This is a genomic window from Serratia odorifera (assembly GCF_041448735.1).
GTDB lineage: Bacteria > Pseudomonadota > Gammaproteobacteria > Enterobacterales > Enterobacteriaceae > Serratia_F > Serratia_F odorifera.
This window is the reverse complement of sequence record NZ_JBGMUT010000001.1, coordinates 587,468-602,250: the sequence shown is the minus strand read 5'-3', so window position 1 is coordinate 602,250 and position 14,783 is coordinate 587,468. Positions and strand designations below refer to the sequence as shown.

The window sequence follows — 14,783 nt, the reverse complement described above, 5'->3', positions numbered from 1 at the left end:
TTCCTGTTAATCAGAAACGAACCAGCGCCGAGCCCCAGGTAAAGCCGCCGCCAAATGCTTCAAGCAATACCAGTTGACCGCGTTGGATCCGCCCGTCGCGCACCGCTTCATCCAGCGCTGCTGGTACCGAGGCGGCAGAGGTATTACCGTGACGATCGAGCGTCACGACCACCTTGTCCATCCCCATACCCAGTTTTCTTGCCGTCGCGCTGATAATGCGCAGGTTGGCCTGATGCGGCACCAACCAGTCCAGCTCGCTGCGATCCAGATTGTTGGCTGCCAGCGTTTCATCTACGATGTGCGCCAGTTCCGTAACCGCAACCTTAAAGACTTCATTGCCCGCCATGGTGACGTAGGCCGGTTTCTCCTGCTGCTGGCGATCTTTATACGGCAGCGTCAGCAACCCGCCGTAACTGCCATCGGCATGCAGGTGAGTAGACAAAATGCCCGGCTGCTCGGAAGCGCCCAGCAAGACCGCCCCGGCACCATCGCCAAACAGGATGATGGTGCCGCGGTCGTCAGGGTCGAGGGTGCGAGACAGCACGTCGGCGCCGATCACCAGCGCATGCTTCACCGCACCGTTCTTGATGTATTGATCGGCCACGCTCAGCGCATAGGTAAAACCGGCGCAGGCCGCAGCCAAATCGAAGGCCGCACAGTCCTTGACGCCCAGCATTTGCTGAATCTGGCAGGCTGAACTTGGGAAAGCATGGCTCGAGGTCGTGGTCGCAACAATGATCAGACCAAGATCTTCTTTCGCCACGCCGGCCATTTCCAGCGCATGTTTTGCTGCCTCGAAGCCCATGGTCGCAACCGTTTCGTCTGCGGCTGCGATACGGCGTTCACGGATACCGGTACGCGTGACGATCCACTCGTCAGAGGTATCCACCATTTTTTCCAAATCAGCATTGGTGCGCACTTGTACGGGTAAATAACTCCCCGTACCGAGAATCTTTGTATACATGTACGATCAGTCACTCTTGGGTAATACAGCCTCAAGGCGCGCCGCAATCCTGTCAGGGACTTGCCGCTGCACCGCCTGCACAGCCTGTTCGATGGCGACCGCGAACGCGCGTTGGTTCGCCGCGCCGTGGCTCTTGATTACGGTGCCCCGCAATCCTAACAGACATGCACCATTATACTGGTCGGGGTTCAAGTGACCGAAACGCCTGGCCACTCTTTTTTGTAACCAACGGCCCAACAATTTTAACCACCACGCCTGCTTACCACCGTCGCCGGAGGATTTCAGCAAAGATAAAAACAGCCTTATCACACCCTCCATGGTCTTCAGCGTGACGTTGCCAACAAAGCCGTCGCAGACCATGACATCGGTTTTACCGGTGAGCAGATCGTTTCCTTCCAGATAACCAATATAGTTGATTGTCGGAGTTTTTCTTAAAACAGCGGCCGCTTCGCGGATATTATCCAGACCTTTGGTCTCTTCTTCGCCGATGTTCAGCAGCGCCACGCGCGGTTGCGCAATGCCCACCACCTCTTCCGCCATAACGGCGCCCATCACGGCGAACTGCACCAGCATGGTGCTGTCGCACTCCACGTTGGCGCCCAGATCCAGCACCACCGTCTTGCTGCGCTGCTGGTTGGGAATCACCGTCATCAACGCCGGCCGCTCGATGCCGTCCAGCGGCTTGATCAACATCTTGGCCAACCCCATCAGCGCCCCGGTATTGCCCGCACTAACGCATGCCTGCGCCTCGCCCTGCTTAATCAGCTCCAGCGCGATACGCATGGAGGTGCCGCGGCTGGCGCGTATTGCTTGTGAAGGCTTGGCGTCACCGGCAATGACTGACTCGGCGGGCACGACTTGCAGACGCTCCAAAAGAATCGGATCGGCTTTGGCAAGTAAGGGGGAGATGGCGTCGGGATCGCCGACCAGCAGGAGATGAAGCTGTAAATTAGAGGCCAGTGCCTGCAATGAAGCAGGCACTGTGACGCAGGGACCGAAGTCCCCGCCCATTGCATCTAACGCCAGGGTTAGACGAGTCAAGGTACCGCTACTTAGCCGATAACCTTGCGACCGCGGTAGAAACCGTCGGCAGTGATGTGGTGACGACGGTGAGTTTCACCGGATACTTTGTCTACAGACAAAGTAGTCGTGGTCAGCGCATCGTGTGAACGACGCATGCCACGCTTGGAACGGGTTGGTTTGTTCTGTTGTACGGCCATGGACCTTACTCCTCAATTACTTTTCTTTAAACTGGCTAATACGGCAAACGGATTCGGTTTCTCCGCCTCTGCAGGCAGTTTGCCAAATACCATGTCCGCTTCGGACACTTCACAGTGTTCAGATTCATGTACCGGAACGACTGGCAGCGAAAGAATAATTTCATCTTCAATCATTGCCAACAGATCGACTTCGCCAAATTCGTCAACTTCGATCGGTTCGTACGCTTCCGGTAATGCCTCAGCCTGCTCATCATTGACGACCGGGCTAAAACAATATGTTGTGTGAACGTGATGTTCAAACGGGACTCCACAGCGCTGGCACATCAGCGTTACCGCGACGTCCGCTTGCCCTGTAATCACCGCCAGGCGTTGGTTGTCAATATCAAACGACAACGACACCTGAACATCGCCATCCACACTGACCACGGAGTCGGCAACACGTGTAACCTGCTCAGGCGCATAGACACCAACATAGTCCAGGCGTTTCTGAGCGGTACGTACCGCATCAATGGTCAAGGGTAATTTTACCTTTTGCATAGGGCGCGCATATTAACTTTGTAACGACGTAGAGTCAAAGAAAAAGGCCGTAAAACGGCACCTTTCACCAATATTCGCTTCCACAGCGGCCGACAGTTTAAGATGCTGCTACCAAATACGCTACGGTTTACGAAAAAATTTATGCAGAGATTACTGTTAGCCTCGACGTCCCCCTACCGCAAACTGCTGCTGGAGAAGCTGCAACTGCCCTTTATCTGCGCTGCGCCGCAGGTTGATGAAAGCCCGCTGGCCGGCGAAAGCCCCGACGCACTGGTGCTGCGCCTGGCTGCCGCCAAGGCGCAGGCGTTATCGTCGGCCTACCCGGACCATCTGATCATCGGCTCCGATCAGGTATGCGTGCTGGATGGCCGCATTAGCGGCAAGCCACATAGCGAAGACAATGCCCGTGCGCAATTGCGTCAGGCCAGCGGCAAACGCGTCACCTTTTATACCGGCCTGGCGCTGTACAACAGCCGCAGTGGGCATCTGCAGGCGTTATGCGAACCGTTTCACGTCCATTTCCGCCCCCTCACCGAGGCGGAAATCGCCGCTTACGTGCAACGTGAGCAGCCGCTCAATTGCGCCGGCAGCTTTAAAAGCGAAGGATTGGGCATTGCCCTGTTTGACCGATTGGAAGGCCGCGACCCGAACACGCTGGTCGGACTGCCGCTGATCGCACTGCTGGAGATGCTGCGGGCCGAAGGACTCGACCCGCTGGGATAAACCTGATGTTACTTCTGCGCCTGCTTGCGCAGCACTTGCAGGCAATGACGCAGTTCGTCGTCCATCGGCGCTTCGATACGCAGCGTTTCGCCGGTGCCCGGGTGCTCAAAACGCAACGCCGCCGCATGCAGGAATAGCCGCTTGAGGCCGGTGCCGGCCAACTGACGATCGAACTCGCGATCGCCATAGCGATCGTCAAAGGCAATGGGATGCCCGGCATGTAGAGTATGGACGCGGATCTGATGGGTGCGGCCGGTAATCGGGCTGGCCTTCACCAAGGTGGCATGTTCAAACCGCTCTTCCACCTTAAAGCGGGTTTCCGACGGTTTACCTTCGCTGCTGACGCGCACGATGCGCTCACCGCTTTGCAGAATGTTCTTCAGCAACGGCGCCTGCACCGCTTTGCAATGCGATTGCCACTGACCGCGCACCAGCGCCAGGTAATCCTTTTGCATCCCCTTCAGTCGCAGTTGCTCATGCAGCGAACGCAGCGCCGAGCGCTTCTTCGCCACCAGCAATACGCCGGAGGTATCGCGATCCAGCCGATGCACCAGCTCCAGGAAGCGCGCTTCCGGTCGCAGCGCGCGCAACCCTTCGATGACGCCAAAGCTCAAGCCGCTGCCACCGTGCACGGCGGTGCCGGAGGGTTTGTTCAGCAGTAACAGGTGGTCATCTTCGTACAGGATGCAATTGGCCAACGCCGCCACTTTATCCAGTTTGGCGGACACCGGCGCTTCTTCACGCTCGGCTACCCGCACCGGCGGCACGCGAACCACGTCGCCGGCGGCCAGCTTGTATTCGGCCTTGATGCGGCCTTTGTTCACCCGCACCTCGCCCTTGCGCACGATGCGGTAAATCATACTCTTCGGCACGCCTTTCAGGCGGGCAAGGAGAAAATTGTCGATTCGCTGACCCGCTTCATCGTCAGAAATCGTGATCAGTTGTACTGCGGGATTGTTCGTTTTCATGGGGCGAGATTCTAAATACAGCGCGTAAATAGCGCCACCTCTTTTTATGTGCTTAACTGTCACTCTGACGGTGGAATTGATCACGGCGAACAATAAGGCAGCAAGCCGGTTTGATCGTTTGCGATTTCTTCCGCAGTTAAGAAAAAGTCACCTTGCTATAACGGTATCAGCAGTGGAATAATGAGGTCACTTTCCGCCTTGATTCTCGTTAAAACAAGGGAAATTGCGGAATTATAAAGTTTGTCTGGTAGCACAAAAACGCAGCAATGGCGTAAGACGTAATGTGAAATCAAACAATTAGCGGGCTGCGGGTTGCAGCTTGGCCGGTAAAATGGAATCAGATCTGTCGACGTAAATCAGAGACTATTCCCTGACTCAAAAGCGCTGCATTCACAAAGAAACGCAGGCTTACCGAGATAATGCGCCCCTATGCAGGCGACAACCGTGAGGTTGACGGCTTTGCGAGAAGACACGGGGCTTTCGGTTTAACCCGGCCATGAGGTTATACCCTTAATAAATCAGGTTGCATAAAGACGGCAACTGAACGAGTCTCCAGGCGCATCGACACCGGTGCGACGGGGGTGAGAAAGCGCCGTCAATGCAGAAACTGCCTGAAGTATGACGGATATTTTTGCCCGCAGCTCTGTCGATAATGTAAAAAATAACGAGTAAGTTAAGATGAAAAGAATGTTGATTAACGCAACTCAGCAGGAAGAGTTGCGTGTTGCCCTAGTAGATGGACAGCGGCTGTATGATTTGGACATTGAAAGCCCGGGTCATGAACAGAAAAAGGCGAATATTTACAAAGGCAAAATCACCCGCATTGAACCAAGTCTTGAAGCTGCATTCGTAGATTACGGCGCAGAACGACATGGTTTCCTCCCCCTTAAAGAAATCGCCCGCGAATACTTCCCTAGCAATTATTCTTCCCATGGCCGCCCTAACATCAAAGATGTGCTGCGCGAAGGCCAGGAAGTCATCGTACAGGTTGATAAAGAAGAACGTGGCAACAAAGGCGCCGCCTTGACCACCTTCATCAGCCTGGCAGGCAGTTACCTGGTGTTGATGCCGAACAACCCGCGTGCCGGCGGTATTTCTCGCCGTATCGAAGGTGACGACCGCACCGAACTGAAAGAAGCGTTATCCTCGCTGCAATTACCCGACGGCATGGGCCTGATTGTCCGCACCGCGGGCGTCGGCAAATCTGCCGAAGCGCTGCAATGGGATCTGTCATTCCGTCTCAAGCACTGGGATGCCATCAAGAAAGCCGCCGAAGGCCGTCCTGCACCCTTCCTGATCCATCAGGAAAGCAACGTTATCGTGCGTGCATTCCGCGATTATCTGCGCCCGGACATTGGCGAAATCCTGATCGACAACCCGAAAATTCTCGACCTGGCGAAAGAGCACATTGCCGCGCTGGGCCGTCCAGATTTCAGCAGCAAAATCAAACTGTACAGTGGTGAAATTCCGCTGTTCAGCCATTACCAGATCGAATCGCAAATTGAGTCGGCCTTCCAGCGCGAAGTGCGTCTGCCTTCCGGCGGTTCGATTGTTATCGATACCACCGAAGCTCTGACCGCCATTGATATCAACTCCGCGCGTGCAACCCGCGGTGGCGATATTGAAGAAACCGCGTTCAATACCAACCTGGAAGCGGCTGATGAAATCGCTCGCCAGTTGCGCTTGCGTGACCTCGGCGGCCTGATCGTCATCGACTTCATTGACATGACGCCGGTACGCCACCAGCGCGAAGTGGAAAACCGTCTGCGCGATGCCGTCCGTCAGGACCGTGCACGTATCCAGATTGGCCGCATTTCCCGCTTTGGCCTGCTTGAGATGTCCCGTCAACGCCTCAGCCCGTCGCTTGGCGAATCCAGCCATCACGTCTGCCCGCGCTGTAACGGCACCGGTACCGTGCGTGACAACGAGTCGTTGGCACTGTCCATTCTGCGCCTGATCGAAGAAGAAGCGCTGAAGGAAAACACCAAAGAAGTTCACGCTATCGTGCCGGTTCAGGTGGCATCTTACCTGCTGAACGAAAAACGTGAATCCGTCAGCGCCATTGAAAAGCGTCAGGGCGGCGTTAAAGCCATCATCGTGCCAAACGATCAGATGCAAACGCCACATTATTCGGTATTGCGCGTGCGCAAAGGCGAAGAAACCCCAACCCTGAGCTACCTGCTGCCGAAACTGCACGAAGAAGAGATGGCTCAGCCGCTGGAAGATGCGCCAATGGAGCGCAAACGTCCCGAACAACCGGCGCTGGCCTCCTTCTCTCTGGCTGCCGATGCCCCACCGCCGGCGCAAGAAACCGTCGCAGTGGCCAAACCTGCCGCGGTCGCCAAGCAAACGGCGCCAGCTGCTGTCAAACCCGGCCTGCTGGGTCGTCTGTTCAGTGGTCTGAAAGCACTGTTCGCCGCGGATGAACAACCGGCGGTAGAAGAAAAACCGGCTGAAACGCCGAAAGCTGAAAACAGCGAAAACCGTCGTCAGGATCGTCGTGGCCAACGCCGTCAAGGCGCCGGCCGCAAAGATCGCGGCGAACGCGGTGACCGTAACGAACGCGGTGACCGTAACGAGCGTGGTGACCGTAACGAGCGTGGTGACCGTAACGAGCGTGGTGAACGTCCAGAACGTGGCGAACGTAGAGAACGTGGCGAAGGCCGCGATAATCGCGAAGCGCGCGAACCTCGCGAGTCGCGTGACGAGCAGCGCCGTAACCGTCGCAACGCAGCGCAAAACGCGCCGGTTGCCGCCGAAGCTCAGTCGGAAGAAGCCGCCAAGGCGCAGCGCGAAGAACAGCAGCAACGCCGTGAACAGCGTGCCGAACGCCAACGTCGCCGTCAGGAAGAAAAACGTCAGGCTCAGCAGGAAGTGAAGGCGCTGGAAAGCGTTGAAGCGCCTGTGGCAGCAGCAACCGATGAAGATCAGGACGATCGTCATCAGCAGCCGGCGCAGCGCCGTCAACGTCGTCAGTTGACGCAGCGTGTCCGCATTCAGTCCGCAGAAGAAGAACTGCAGAGTGCAGCGGAAGAGCTGTTGGCACCAAAAACCGACGCAGTGAAGCCAACTTCGACAGCGGAAGACAGCGTGAAACTGTTGCCGGAAACCGTCGCAGCGTCGCCTGAAGATGAAGCACAGGGTGAAGCACGCAACGGTGAAAACGGTATGCCGCGTCGTTCACGCCGCTCACCGCGCCATCTGCGCGTCAGCGGTCAGCGTCGTCGCCGTTACCGTGATGAACGTTACCCTACCCAGTCGCCAATGCCTCTGGCAGGCGCTTTCGTGTCGCCTGAAATGGCCTCTGGCAAAGTATGGGTCAGTTACCCTGTCACGCAAGCGATTTCAGCGGTAGAAGAAGCCGAAGCCACTGCCGAAGCGACCAATATTGTTGCTGAAAACGTTATGACCAACGACGCGGTAGCGGCAGCCAGCGTTGCTGCGCCACGGGTGGCTGACGCCAGCGAAGTGGTTCAGGCAACCGCCGAGCAGCCAACCGTTGAAACCGAAACGGCGCCAGCAGCAACGCAGCAGATTACTGCCGAGCCGGCAACGGCCGAACCGGTAATCAATAGCCAACTGGCCGAGGACGTGGCGGAAACCGCTGAGACCCCGGTTAGCCAGGCAGCAACCAGCGCCGAAGATAGCGCCCCGGCCGCAGCGCCAGAGCCTATCGAATCGGTCGACGCTCAGCCTGCGCCAGCGGCTGACGCTGAATTGGCCCCGGCGGTTGAAACCGTAGCGGCGACGCCGGCAGAACACGCGGCGGATGAAACCGTTGCCGACACCGTGGTTGAAGCGCCGGTTGAGCCCGCGCCACAGCCGGTGACCGAACCGGTGGTTGCCCAAGCTGAGATGGTGGTCGATGAAGCGCCAGCGGTTGCTGAACCGGCTGTGGCCGTCGCCACGGCGGCGGTTAAGGAAACGCATGGCGCGACGCTGTACAAGCATATCGCCAGCGCACCGATGACCAAAGCGCCAGCGCCGGCTTATCAGCCGGAAGCGCCGAAGCAAAGCGACTGGCACCGCCCTGCCTTCAACTTCGAAGGTAAAGGCTCTGCCGGCGGGCATGCCGCAGCCACCACGGCAACGGCACCAGCCACCAAGCCGCAGCCGGTTAACGATTAAGTTAATCCAAGCAATAAAAACCCGCCAATCGGCGGGTTTTTTTATCGCTTGTGGCCAATATCTCAGGCAATTTTCGCTAGCCGCTTGATGTCCAGCACCTCGAGTTTGCCATCGATCTGAGCGACAAACTGCGTGAAGTGCGCAGTGGCATTGTGTTTTTCCAGTGCCTCGGCGTTAGCCCAGCGCTCAAAGAAGACAAACGCGCCCGGCTGGTCCAGATCCCGGTGCAGATCGTACTGCAAATTACCCTGCTCCTGGCGGCTGGCCTCGACGATCTGATGCACCGCATCATTTACCGCATCAAAAAATTCAGCCTTGGCTTGCAAGGTAGCAATCACACGAACTTCCATTTCAACCTCCCATTGATACTTAATAACTTGATAGCCAACCATACCGTTGGCAAAACAGTCGGATCCTCATCACTATGCGCCCGTTGGCCGATTGTTTTCAACTTGCGATTAACAAACAGATGCATCGCAATCGCTTTCCGCTTATCCTTACACCCCGGCGTGAATAACATCCCCATTATTCGCTTTTACTTTGACGTATTTCTGACCGCCGGAGTTTTGCAACATGACCGCACAGCCTCAAGCCCTGAAAATTCGCCGCCCTGACGACTGGCATATCCACCTGCGTGACGATGACATGCTGAAAACGGTTCTGCCCTATACCAGTCAAGTATTCGGCCGGGCGATTGTGATGCCGAATCTGGCGCCGCCGATTACCACAATTGAAGCCGCGCAACGCTACCGTGAGCGTATTTTGGCTGCCGTGCCGCAGGGCCATAATTTTACCCCACTGATGACCTGTTACCTGACCGATTCACTGAACGCCGCGGTGCTGGTCGATGGGTTTGCCCAGGGCGTATTCACCGCCGCCAAGCTGTATCCGGCCAACGCCACCACCAACTCCAACCATGGCGTCAGCGACGTGAGAGGCATCTACCCGCTGCTGGAGCAAATGCAGAAGATTGGCATGCCGCTGTTGATTCACGGTGAAGTGACCGATGCTGGCGTCGATATTTTTGACCGTGAGGCACGCTTCATTGACAGCGTCATGGAACCAATTCGCCACAACTTCCCGGAACTGAAAATTGTCTTCGAACATATCACCACCAAAGAAGCCGCTCAGTACGTGCAACAAGGCAATCGTTTTCTTGCTGCGACCATCACCCCGCAACACCTGATGTTCAACCGTAACCATATGCTGGTAGGCGGCATTCGTCCCCACCTGTTCTGTCTGCCGATCCTGAAACGCAACATTCATCAGGAAGCGCTGCGCAATGCCGTAGCCAGCGGCTGTGAGCAATTCTTCCTGGGTACCGATTCCGCGCCGCATGCCAAACACCGGAAAGAGTCGAGCTGCGGCTGTGCCGGCGTGTTCAACGCCCCAAGCGCCATGCCGGCCTATGCCACGGTATTCGATCAACTTGGCGCGCTGCAGCACCTGGAAGCCTTCTGCTCACTGAACGGCCCACGCTTCTATGGTTTGCCGGTCAACGAAGATTTTATCGAACTACAGCGTGTGCCGGTAACCCAGCCGGCAGAGATTGCCCTCGGCAACGAATCCATCGTGCCGTTCCTCGCCGGAGAAAGCGTTAACTGGTCAGTCACCGCCTGCTGATTTTTTTATCGTGCCCTCTTGCTCCCGCAGGTCATTGACTGTATAAATACACAGTAAATGACTTCGGGGGCAATGATGCGTGTTGAAGTAACCATAGATAAAACCAGACCGCTGCCGCCAGGGGCGATTGAAGCCTTGAGCGGTGAATTGGGCAAACGGCTAAATCGACAGTTCCCAGACGCAGTGGTACAGGTGAGATATGCTGGCGCCAACGGGCTTTCGGTGCTCGGGGGCGTCAAAACGGACAAGGATCTGATCGCCGAAATTCTACAGGAAACCTGGGAAAGCGCGGACGATTGGTTCACCGCAGAATAACACTGCAATGCTGTTTTTGCCGGGGGTCGCTCTCCGGCTTTTTTGTCTCTGCGCCACGCCGCAAATCCCGCCAGTCAGCTGGAATAAACCTGATATCTGGTCTGTAATTAACCATGGTATCTGGCGACGTTTGACAGGAGTGTGTTGCATGGCCCCGGACAAAGAAAAACCCGAAGAAGCGATGACCTTCGGTGAACTGTTGGCGTTGATCGCCGATCAAAAACGTCGATTGAGCGTGCTGGAAGTGGCATTCTCCTATCTGGCGTTTGGTCTGGACAGCAAAGCCAACCAGCTGTTGATTCATAGTTTAAAACTCGAATCACAAAATCAGAATCGGGATAGCGAAACGCAAAAACACTTTGCCCACCTGGCGGCCGAATTGGAAAAACACGTCCAGCCGCCGACTACCCTACCGCCACAAGAGGCTCCCTGAGCCTGGTTTCAGCCGGCCTTGGCCGTCAAGTCCCGTTAGGCCGCCCACAGCACTTTCGCCTGTTTTTTGCGCAAATGAGCATTTTTTTTACAAAAAAACGCAGGAAAAGCGACACCCTACAGAGGGTATGCGTATACTGTAAATGCTCCTCATGATGATGAGCCGCATCGATCCTCGTTAGTTACTCATGCTAGTTACTACTCAATAAGGGGTCTTTATGGACAGAAATGATGAAGTAATTCAGACGCACCCGCTTGTTGGTTGGGATATCAGTACTGTCGACGTCTATGACGCCATGATGATACGCCTTCATTACCTGTCTTCACTAGACCAAACGCCCGAAGAAGCCCAAGTAGACAGAACGCTTTGGTTAACCACCGATGTCGCCCGACAACTTATTAACATTCTAGAAGCCGGCATCGCCAAAATCGAATCAACGGATTACCAGGATCTTGATCGTAAAAAACACTAACGCTTCCATCACTCACCTCTAAAGCGCCGGCGCACACTCCTGGCGCTTTTTCTTTGGCTGTTACCGCAACAACGGATGCATTGATAAGACCAACCTTTTATTATGGAGCGATAAGCAACGCGCAACAGTGAGGAAGGGTGACGTGGAATATGACTTGATCGTGGTGGGCAGTGGTTCGGTAGGCGCCGCCGCGGGGTATTACGCAACGCAGGCCGGGTTAAAGGTGTTGATGATCGACAGCGCCATTCCGCCACACAGTAACGGCAGTCATCACGGTGATACGCGGATTATTCGCCATGCCTATGGCGAGGGTGAAAAGTACGTGCCGTTAGTGCTGCGCGCACAGGCGCTGTGGAATGGCCTGGCCTTGACCAGCGGTGAACAACTGTTCCACGCCTGCGGCGTGCTGAATATCGGCCCGCACGATGCCGAATTTATCACCAACGCGCGCCACAGCGCCCACGCTTTCCGCCTCAATAGCCAATTGCTGACCGCCGATGAAATCCAGCAACGCTGGCCAGAATTCAGCGTACCGTCAAACTACGTGGCGGTATTTGAACCTGATGCCGGTTTCTTGCGCGCCGAACTGGCGATAGCCCAATATATCAAACTTGCCAAAGATGCCGGCTGCAGCCAGCTGTTCAACTGTGCGGTAACATCGGTTGCGGCCATGGATGACGGGGTTGAAGTTACCACGCCGGAAGGCCGCTTCCAGGCACGCAAGGTGGTGGTTGCCGCAGGCACCTGGGTGAAGAAATTGCTGCCGCTGTTGCCGGTAACGCCATTGCGTAAAGTCTTCTCCTGGCATCAGGCAGATGGGCGTTATAGCGAAACCAACCGCTTCCCGGCGTTTACCGTGGAAGCGCAGGATGGCTGCCATTATTATGGTTTCCCGGCCGATAACGACGGTTTGAAAGTCGGCAAACATGACGGCGGCCAGCCGATCGACGATCCCGCCCAGCGCACGCCTTTTGGCAGCATTGCCAGCGACGGCAGCGAGGTATTCAACTTCCTGCGCCAGCATTTGGCGGGCGTTGGCGTCTGTCTGCATGGCAAAGCCTGTACCTACGACATGAGTCCCGATGAAGACTTTATTATCGATACCGTGCCCGATTGCGCGAATATGATGGTCATTAGCGGATTGAGTGGTCATGGTTTCAAGTTTGCCAGCGTGTTGGGCGAAATTGCCGCATTGTACGCCCAGGATAAAACCATTCCGTTCGACATATCGCCGTTTGCGCTGCGCCGTTTCAATCACGACTGATTAGGTTTGTCGTCGCCTGCGACCGCTCGGCGCAGGCTGATTCCACTTTCGTTGCTCACCCCTTGCGGCTCGCTATCCGCTCTACGTTCACTTTGCCACGGAAAAAGCTTGCACTGTAGTCTGGATTTCCGAGTTGTAGAGTGCTGGCATTCCCCCTATTTTACAGATGTAATGCCCGATGTTTTTTGCTTTATCACAAGGATGTCACCATGAAACTACTTGTCGTGGACGAATGCGGCTACACCTGCCTGGGAATTGCCGGCTATTTTACCCCCCATGCTTTCAGCAGTATAAAATGCGCTAGCAGCCTGGCATCTGCCCTGCCGCTGCTGACCGGTTTCAAACCCACCCACATCCTGCTGAACCTGACCAGCGTCTGTCGGCATAACCTCGTTGACGCCCAGTTACAGCGATTTATCGACGACAGTCATTACGCCACGCTGTTTATCTACCTGGATACCCCCTATCCCTACAGCGATAATCCAATACGCATCGCCGATAACGCGTTTCTGTTCAGCAAGTCGATCCTGTCCAAGGCGTTACGCATCTTGCGTGACGAACCGGTTATGCCGCAGGAAAATCGGGTCCATTCACTGTTCAGCCCGCAGGAACTGACCGTCATGCGGTTCTGGATGGCGGAAATGCCAAACTACCGCATCGCGCGCAAACTGCAGATCAGCTCACACACCGTTTATGTGCATAAACGCCATATCACTGAAAAGATCAACGTCCGCAACCGGCTGGAATTCTATTCGTTATATAACGTGCTGCGTTATTTTTACCCACCGGCTGCACCGCTCCATGGTGCCTATCTCACGCAACTGGCGGTATAGGCCTACTTTCCTTGCCTGTCGTCACTCGGGCGGCGTAGCCGGCTGCTGGCGTGGTTCCCGGCCATCGCCAAGGATCACCGCCAGTCGGTGGCCGCCATCGCTGGCTTCCAACGCTATACGCGCGATGATAGTCAGCGGCACCGACAGCAGCATTCCGACAGGCCCCATCAGCCAGCCCCAGAATATCAGCGACAGGAAGACAACCAGCGTCGACAGGCCCAACCCGCGCCCCATCACGCGCGGCTCGAGCATATTGCCAATCACCATATTGATCAGTACAAACCCGCCGGCCACCGCCACTGCATCGCCCACACCATTAAATAACAACGCCTGGATTAACGGCGGAATAGCGGCTATCACCGAACCAATATTGGGAATGTAGTTTAATAAAAACGCCAGCAATCCCCAGATAAAGGCAAAACGCACCTCCAGTAGCGCCAGGAATATCCAGACGATCACCCCGGTCGCCAGGCTGATAACCGTTTTAATCACCAGATAATGGGTGACGCCTTGCACCGCGCGCTGGATATTGGCAATGCCCTCATGCGGTTTATCCAACGCCTGTTGCAGTTTGTAAGGCAACAGCGGCACTTCAAACAGCATAAACACCACGGTCATCAACAGCAGGAAGATATTGCTCATCGCGCCGGAAAAGTGGCTCAGCAAGCGCGTCACCAGATTCATCGCGGCGGCGGGATCGATATAATGCGCAATAACCTCAAGGGAAATGGTGATATTGAAACGGTCGGCATAATACTGCAACTGACGCATTTTCTCCGCCATCATGCCGCGATATTGTGGCAACGAGCGGGCAAATTCGTTGAGTGAAGCCCCCAACATACCGATAAACAGCATCAGTAGCACCACCACCGCCGCCACCAGTAGCGCGATACCCAGCGCGCGTGGAATACGCCAGCGTTCGAGCACCACCACCAGCGGGTTAAGCACGATAGCAAAAAAAACCGCCAGCAAGAACGGCACGACAATGTCGGACGCGGCTTTGACGCCAGCCAGGATCACCACAATCATCGCCAGCAATAACGCCATGCGCAGCGTACGATCGGTCAAGATAGTTCGTCCCATTATGGTTTCCTTGATACCCTGAAGGCACATGGCCAGACCGGCCTGTGAAGCCCCCCATGTTAGCAAAATCCGTAGCTGGACAGCAGGATTACCCAGCGCCAATGCTGATGAATCATGGTGTCAAAAACGGTTCACATTTTTTTTTACCGTGCCATGGCAGTTGAAAACGGCTTTTTTGCTCAATTATGTCGATGATATTTACGTAAGATTACAAAAGCGG

15 protein-coding genes are annotated in these 14,783 nt (G+C 55.6%); 8 read left to right on the top strand and 7 right to left on the bottom strand.

The window, feature by feature from the left end:
• Nucleotides 1-10: 10 nt before the first annotated feature.
• Genes ACCC84_RS02775 through yceD form a run of 4 tightly spaced genes read right to left on the bottom strand, consistent with a single transcriptional unit; the run spans nucleotide 11 to nucleotide 2,721 of the window.
• A complete protein-coding gene (locus tag ACCC84_RS02775) occupies nucleotides 11-964 on the bottom strand; it encodes a beta-ketoacyl-ACP synthase III (protein ID WP_004964271.1) in 954 nt (317 codons plus the stop codon).
• A 6-nt stretch (nucleotides 965-970) separates the two neighbouring features.
• Nucleotides 971-2,005: a phosphate acyltransferase PlsX gene (plsX, locus tag ACCC84_RS02770; RefSeq protein WP_071586682.1), complete on the bottom strand. Its 1,035-nt coding sequence runs from the start codon at nucleotides 2,003-2,005 to the stop codon at nucleotides 971-973.
• Between the two features lie 11 nt (nucleotides 2,006-2,016).
• A complete protein-coding gene (gene rpmF, locus ACCC84_RS02765) occupies nucleotides 2,017-2,184 on the bottom strand; it encodes a 50S ribosomal protein L32 (protein WP_004927778.1) in 168 nt (55 codons plus the stop codon).
• Nucleotides 2,185-2,196: 12 nt separating this feature from the next.
• A complete protein-coding gene (gene yceD / locus ACCC84_RS02760) occupies nucleotides 2,197-2,721 on the bottom strand; it encodes a 23S rRNA accumulation protein YceD (RefSeq protein ID WP_004964276.1) in 525 nt (174 codons plus the stop codon).
• Between the two features lie 141 nt (nucleotides 2,722-2,862).
• Here yceD and ACCC84_RS02755 point away from each other — a divergent pair, with 141 nt between their 5' ends.
• Complete coding sequence (locus tag ACCC84_RS02755; RefSeq protein ID WP_050763131.1) at nucleotides 2,863-3,444, top strand: Maf family protein; 582 nt, start codon at nucleotides 2,863-2,865, stop codon at nucleotides 3,442-3,444.
• A gap of 8 nt (nucleotides 3,445-3,452) precedes the next feature.
• On the opposite strand, the gene rluC is transcribed toward ACCC84_RS02755, so the two are convergent.
• The gene (rluC, locus tag ACCC84_RS02750; RefSeq protein ID WP_004964280.1) at nucleotides 3,453-4,412 is read right to left on the bottom strand and encodes a 23S rRNA pseudouridine(955/2504/2580) synthase RluC; all 960 of its coding nucleotides are present in this window, start codon (nucleotides 4,410-4,412) and stop codon (nucleotides 3,453-3,455) included.
• 678 nt (nucleotides 4,413-5,090) lie between these two features.
• Between rluC and rne the strand changes: the two genes are divergently transcribed.
• The gene (gene rne, locus ACCC84_RS02745) at nucleotides 5,091-8,540 is read left to right on the top strand and encodes a ribonuclease E (protein ID WP_371901510.1); all 3,450 of its coding nucleotides are present in this window, start codon (nucleotides 5,091-5,093) and stop codon (nucleotides 8,538-8,540) included.
• A 62-nt stretch (nucleotides 8,541-8,602) separates the two neighbouring features.
• Here rne and ACCC84_RS02740 read toward each other — a convergent pair whose 3' ends face one another.
• On the bottom strand, nucleotides 8,603-8,890 hold the full coding sequence (locus ACCC84_RS02740; protein WP_039992778.1) for a putative quinol monooxygenase: 288 nt from the start codon (nucleotides 8,888-8,890) through the stop codon (nucleotides 8,603-8,605).
• 223 nt (nucleotides 8,891-9,113) lie between these two features.
• On the opposite strand from ACCC84_RS02740, the gene pyrC reads away from it, so the two are divergent.
• The 6 genes from pyrC (at nucleotide 9,114) to ACCC84_RS02710 (ending at nucleotide 13,480) form a co-directional block, all read left to right on the top strand.
• Nucleotides 9,114-10,163: a dihydroorotase gene (pyrC, locus tag ACCC84_RS02735; RefSeq protein WP_004964286.1), complete on the top strand. Its 1,050-nt coding sequence runs from the start codon at nucleotides 9,114-9,116 to the stop codon at nucleotides 10,161-10,163.
• Between the two features lie 75 nt (nucleotides 10,164-10,238).
• The gene (gene dinI, locus ACCC84_RS02730) at nucleotides 10,239-10,478 is read left to right on the top strand and encodes a DNA damage-inducible protein I (protein WP_039992209.1); all 240 of its coding nucleotides are present in this window, start codon (nucleotides 10,239-10,241) and stop codon (nucleotides 10,476-10,478) included.
• A 148-nt stretch (nucleotides 10,479-10,626) separates the two neighbouring features.
• Nucleotides 10,627-10,911: a hypothetical protein gene (locus ACCC84_RS02725; protein WP_004964291.1), complete on the top strand. Its 285-nt coding sequence runs from the start codon at nucleotides 10,627-10,629 to the stop codon at nucleotides 10,909-10,911.
• Nucleotides 10,912-11,128: 217 nt separating this feature from the next.
• Complete coding sequence (gene bssS, locus ACCC84_RS02720) at nucleotides 11,129-11,383, top strand: biofilm formation regulator BssS (RefSeq protein WP_004964293.1); 255 nt, start codon at nucleotides 11,129-11,131, stop codon at nucleotides 11,381-11,383.
• Between the two features lie 142 nt (nucleotides 11,384-11,525).
• The gene (gene solA, locus ACCC84_RS02715; RefSeq protein ID WP_198772696.1) at nucleotides 11,526-12,647 is read left to right on the top strand and encodes an N-methyl-L-tryptophan oxidase; all 1,122 of its coding nucleotides are present in this window, start codon (nucleotides 11,526-11,528) and stop codon (nucleotides 12,645-12,647) included.
• Nucleotides 12,648-12,856: 209 nt separating this feature from the next.
• Entirely contained in the window at nucleotides 12,857-13,480 is a 624-nt protein-coding gene (locus ACCC84_RS02710; RefSeq protein WP_273867682.1) for a LuxR C-terminal-related transcriptional regulator, read from the top strand.
• A 21-nt stretch (nucleotides 13,481-13,501) separates the two neighbouring features.
• Here the strand turns inward: ACCC84_RS02710 and ACCC84_RS02705 are convergent, their stop codons facing one another.
• Nucleotides 13,502-14,563 carry an AI-2E family transporter gene (locus ACCC84_RS02705; RefSeq protein WP_039992779.1) on the bottom strand — a complete coding sequence of 354 codons (1,062 nt, stop codon included), beginning with the start codon at nucleotides 14,561-14,563 and terminating at the stop codon, nucleotides 13,502-13,504.
• Nucleotides 14,564-14,783: the final 220 nt, after the last annotated feature.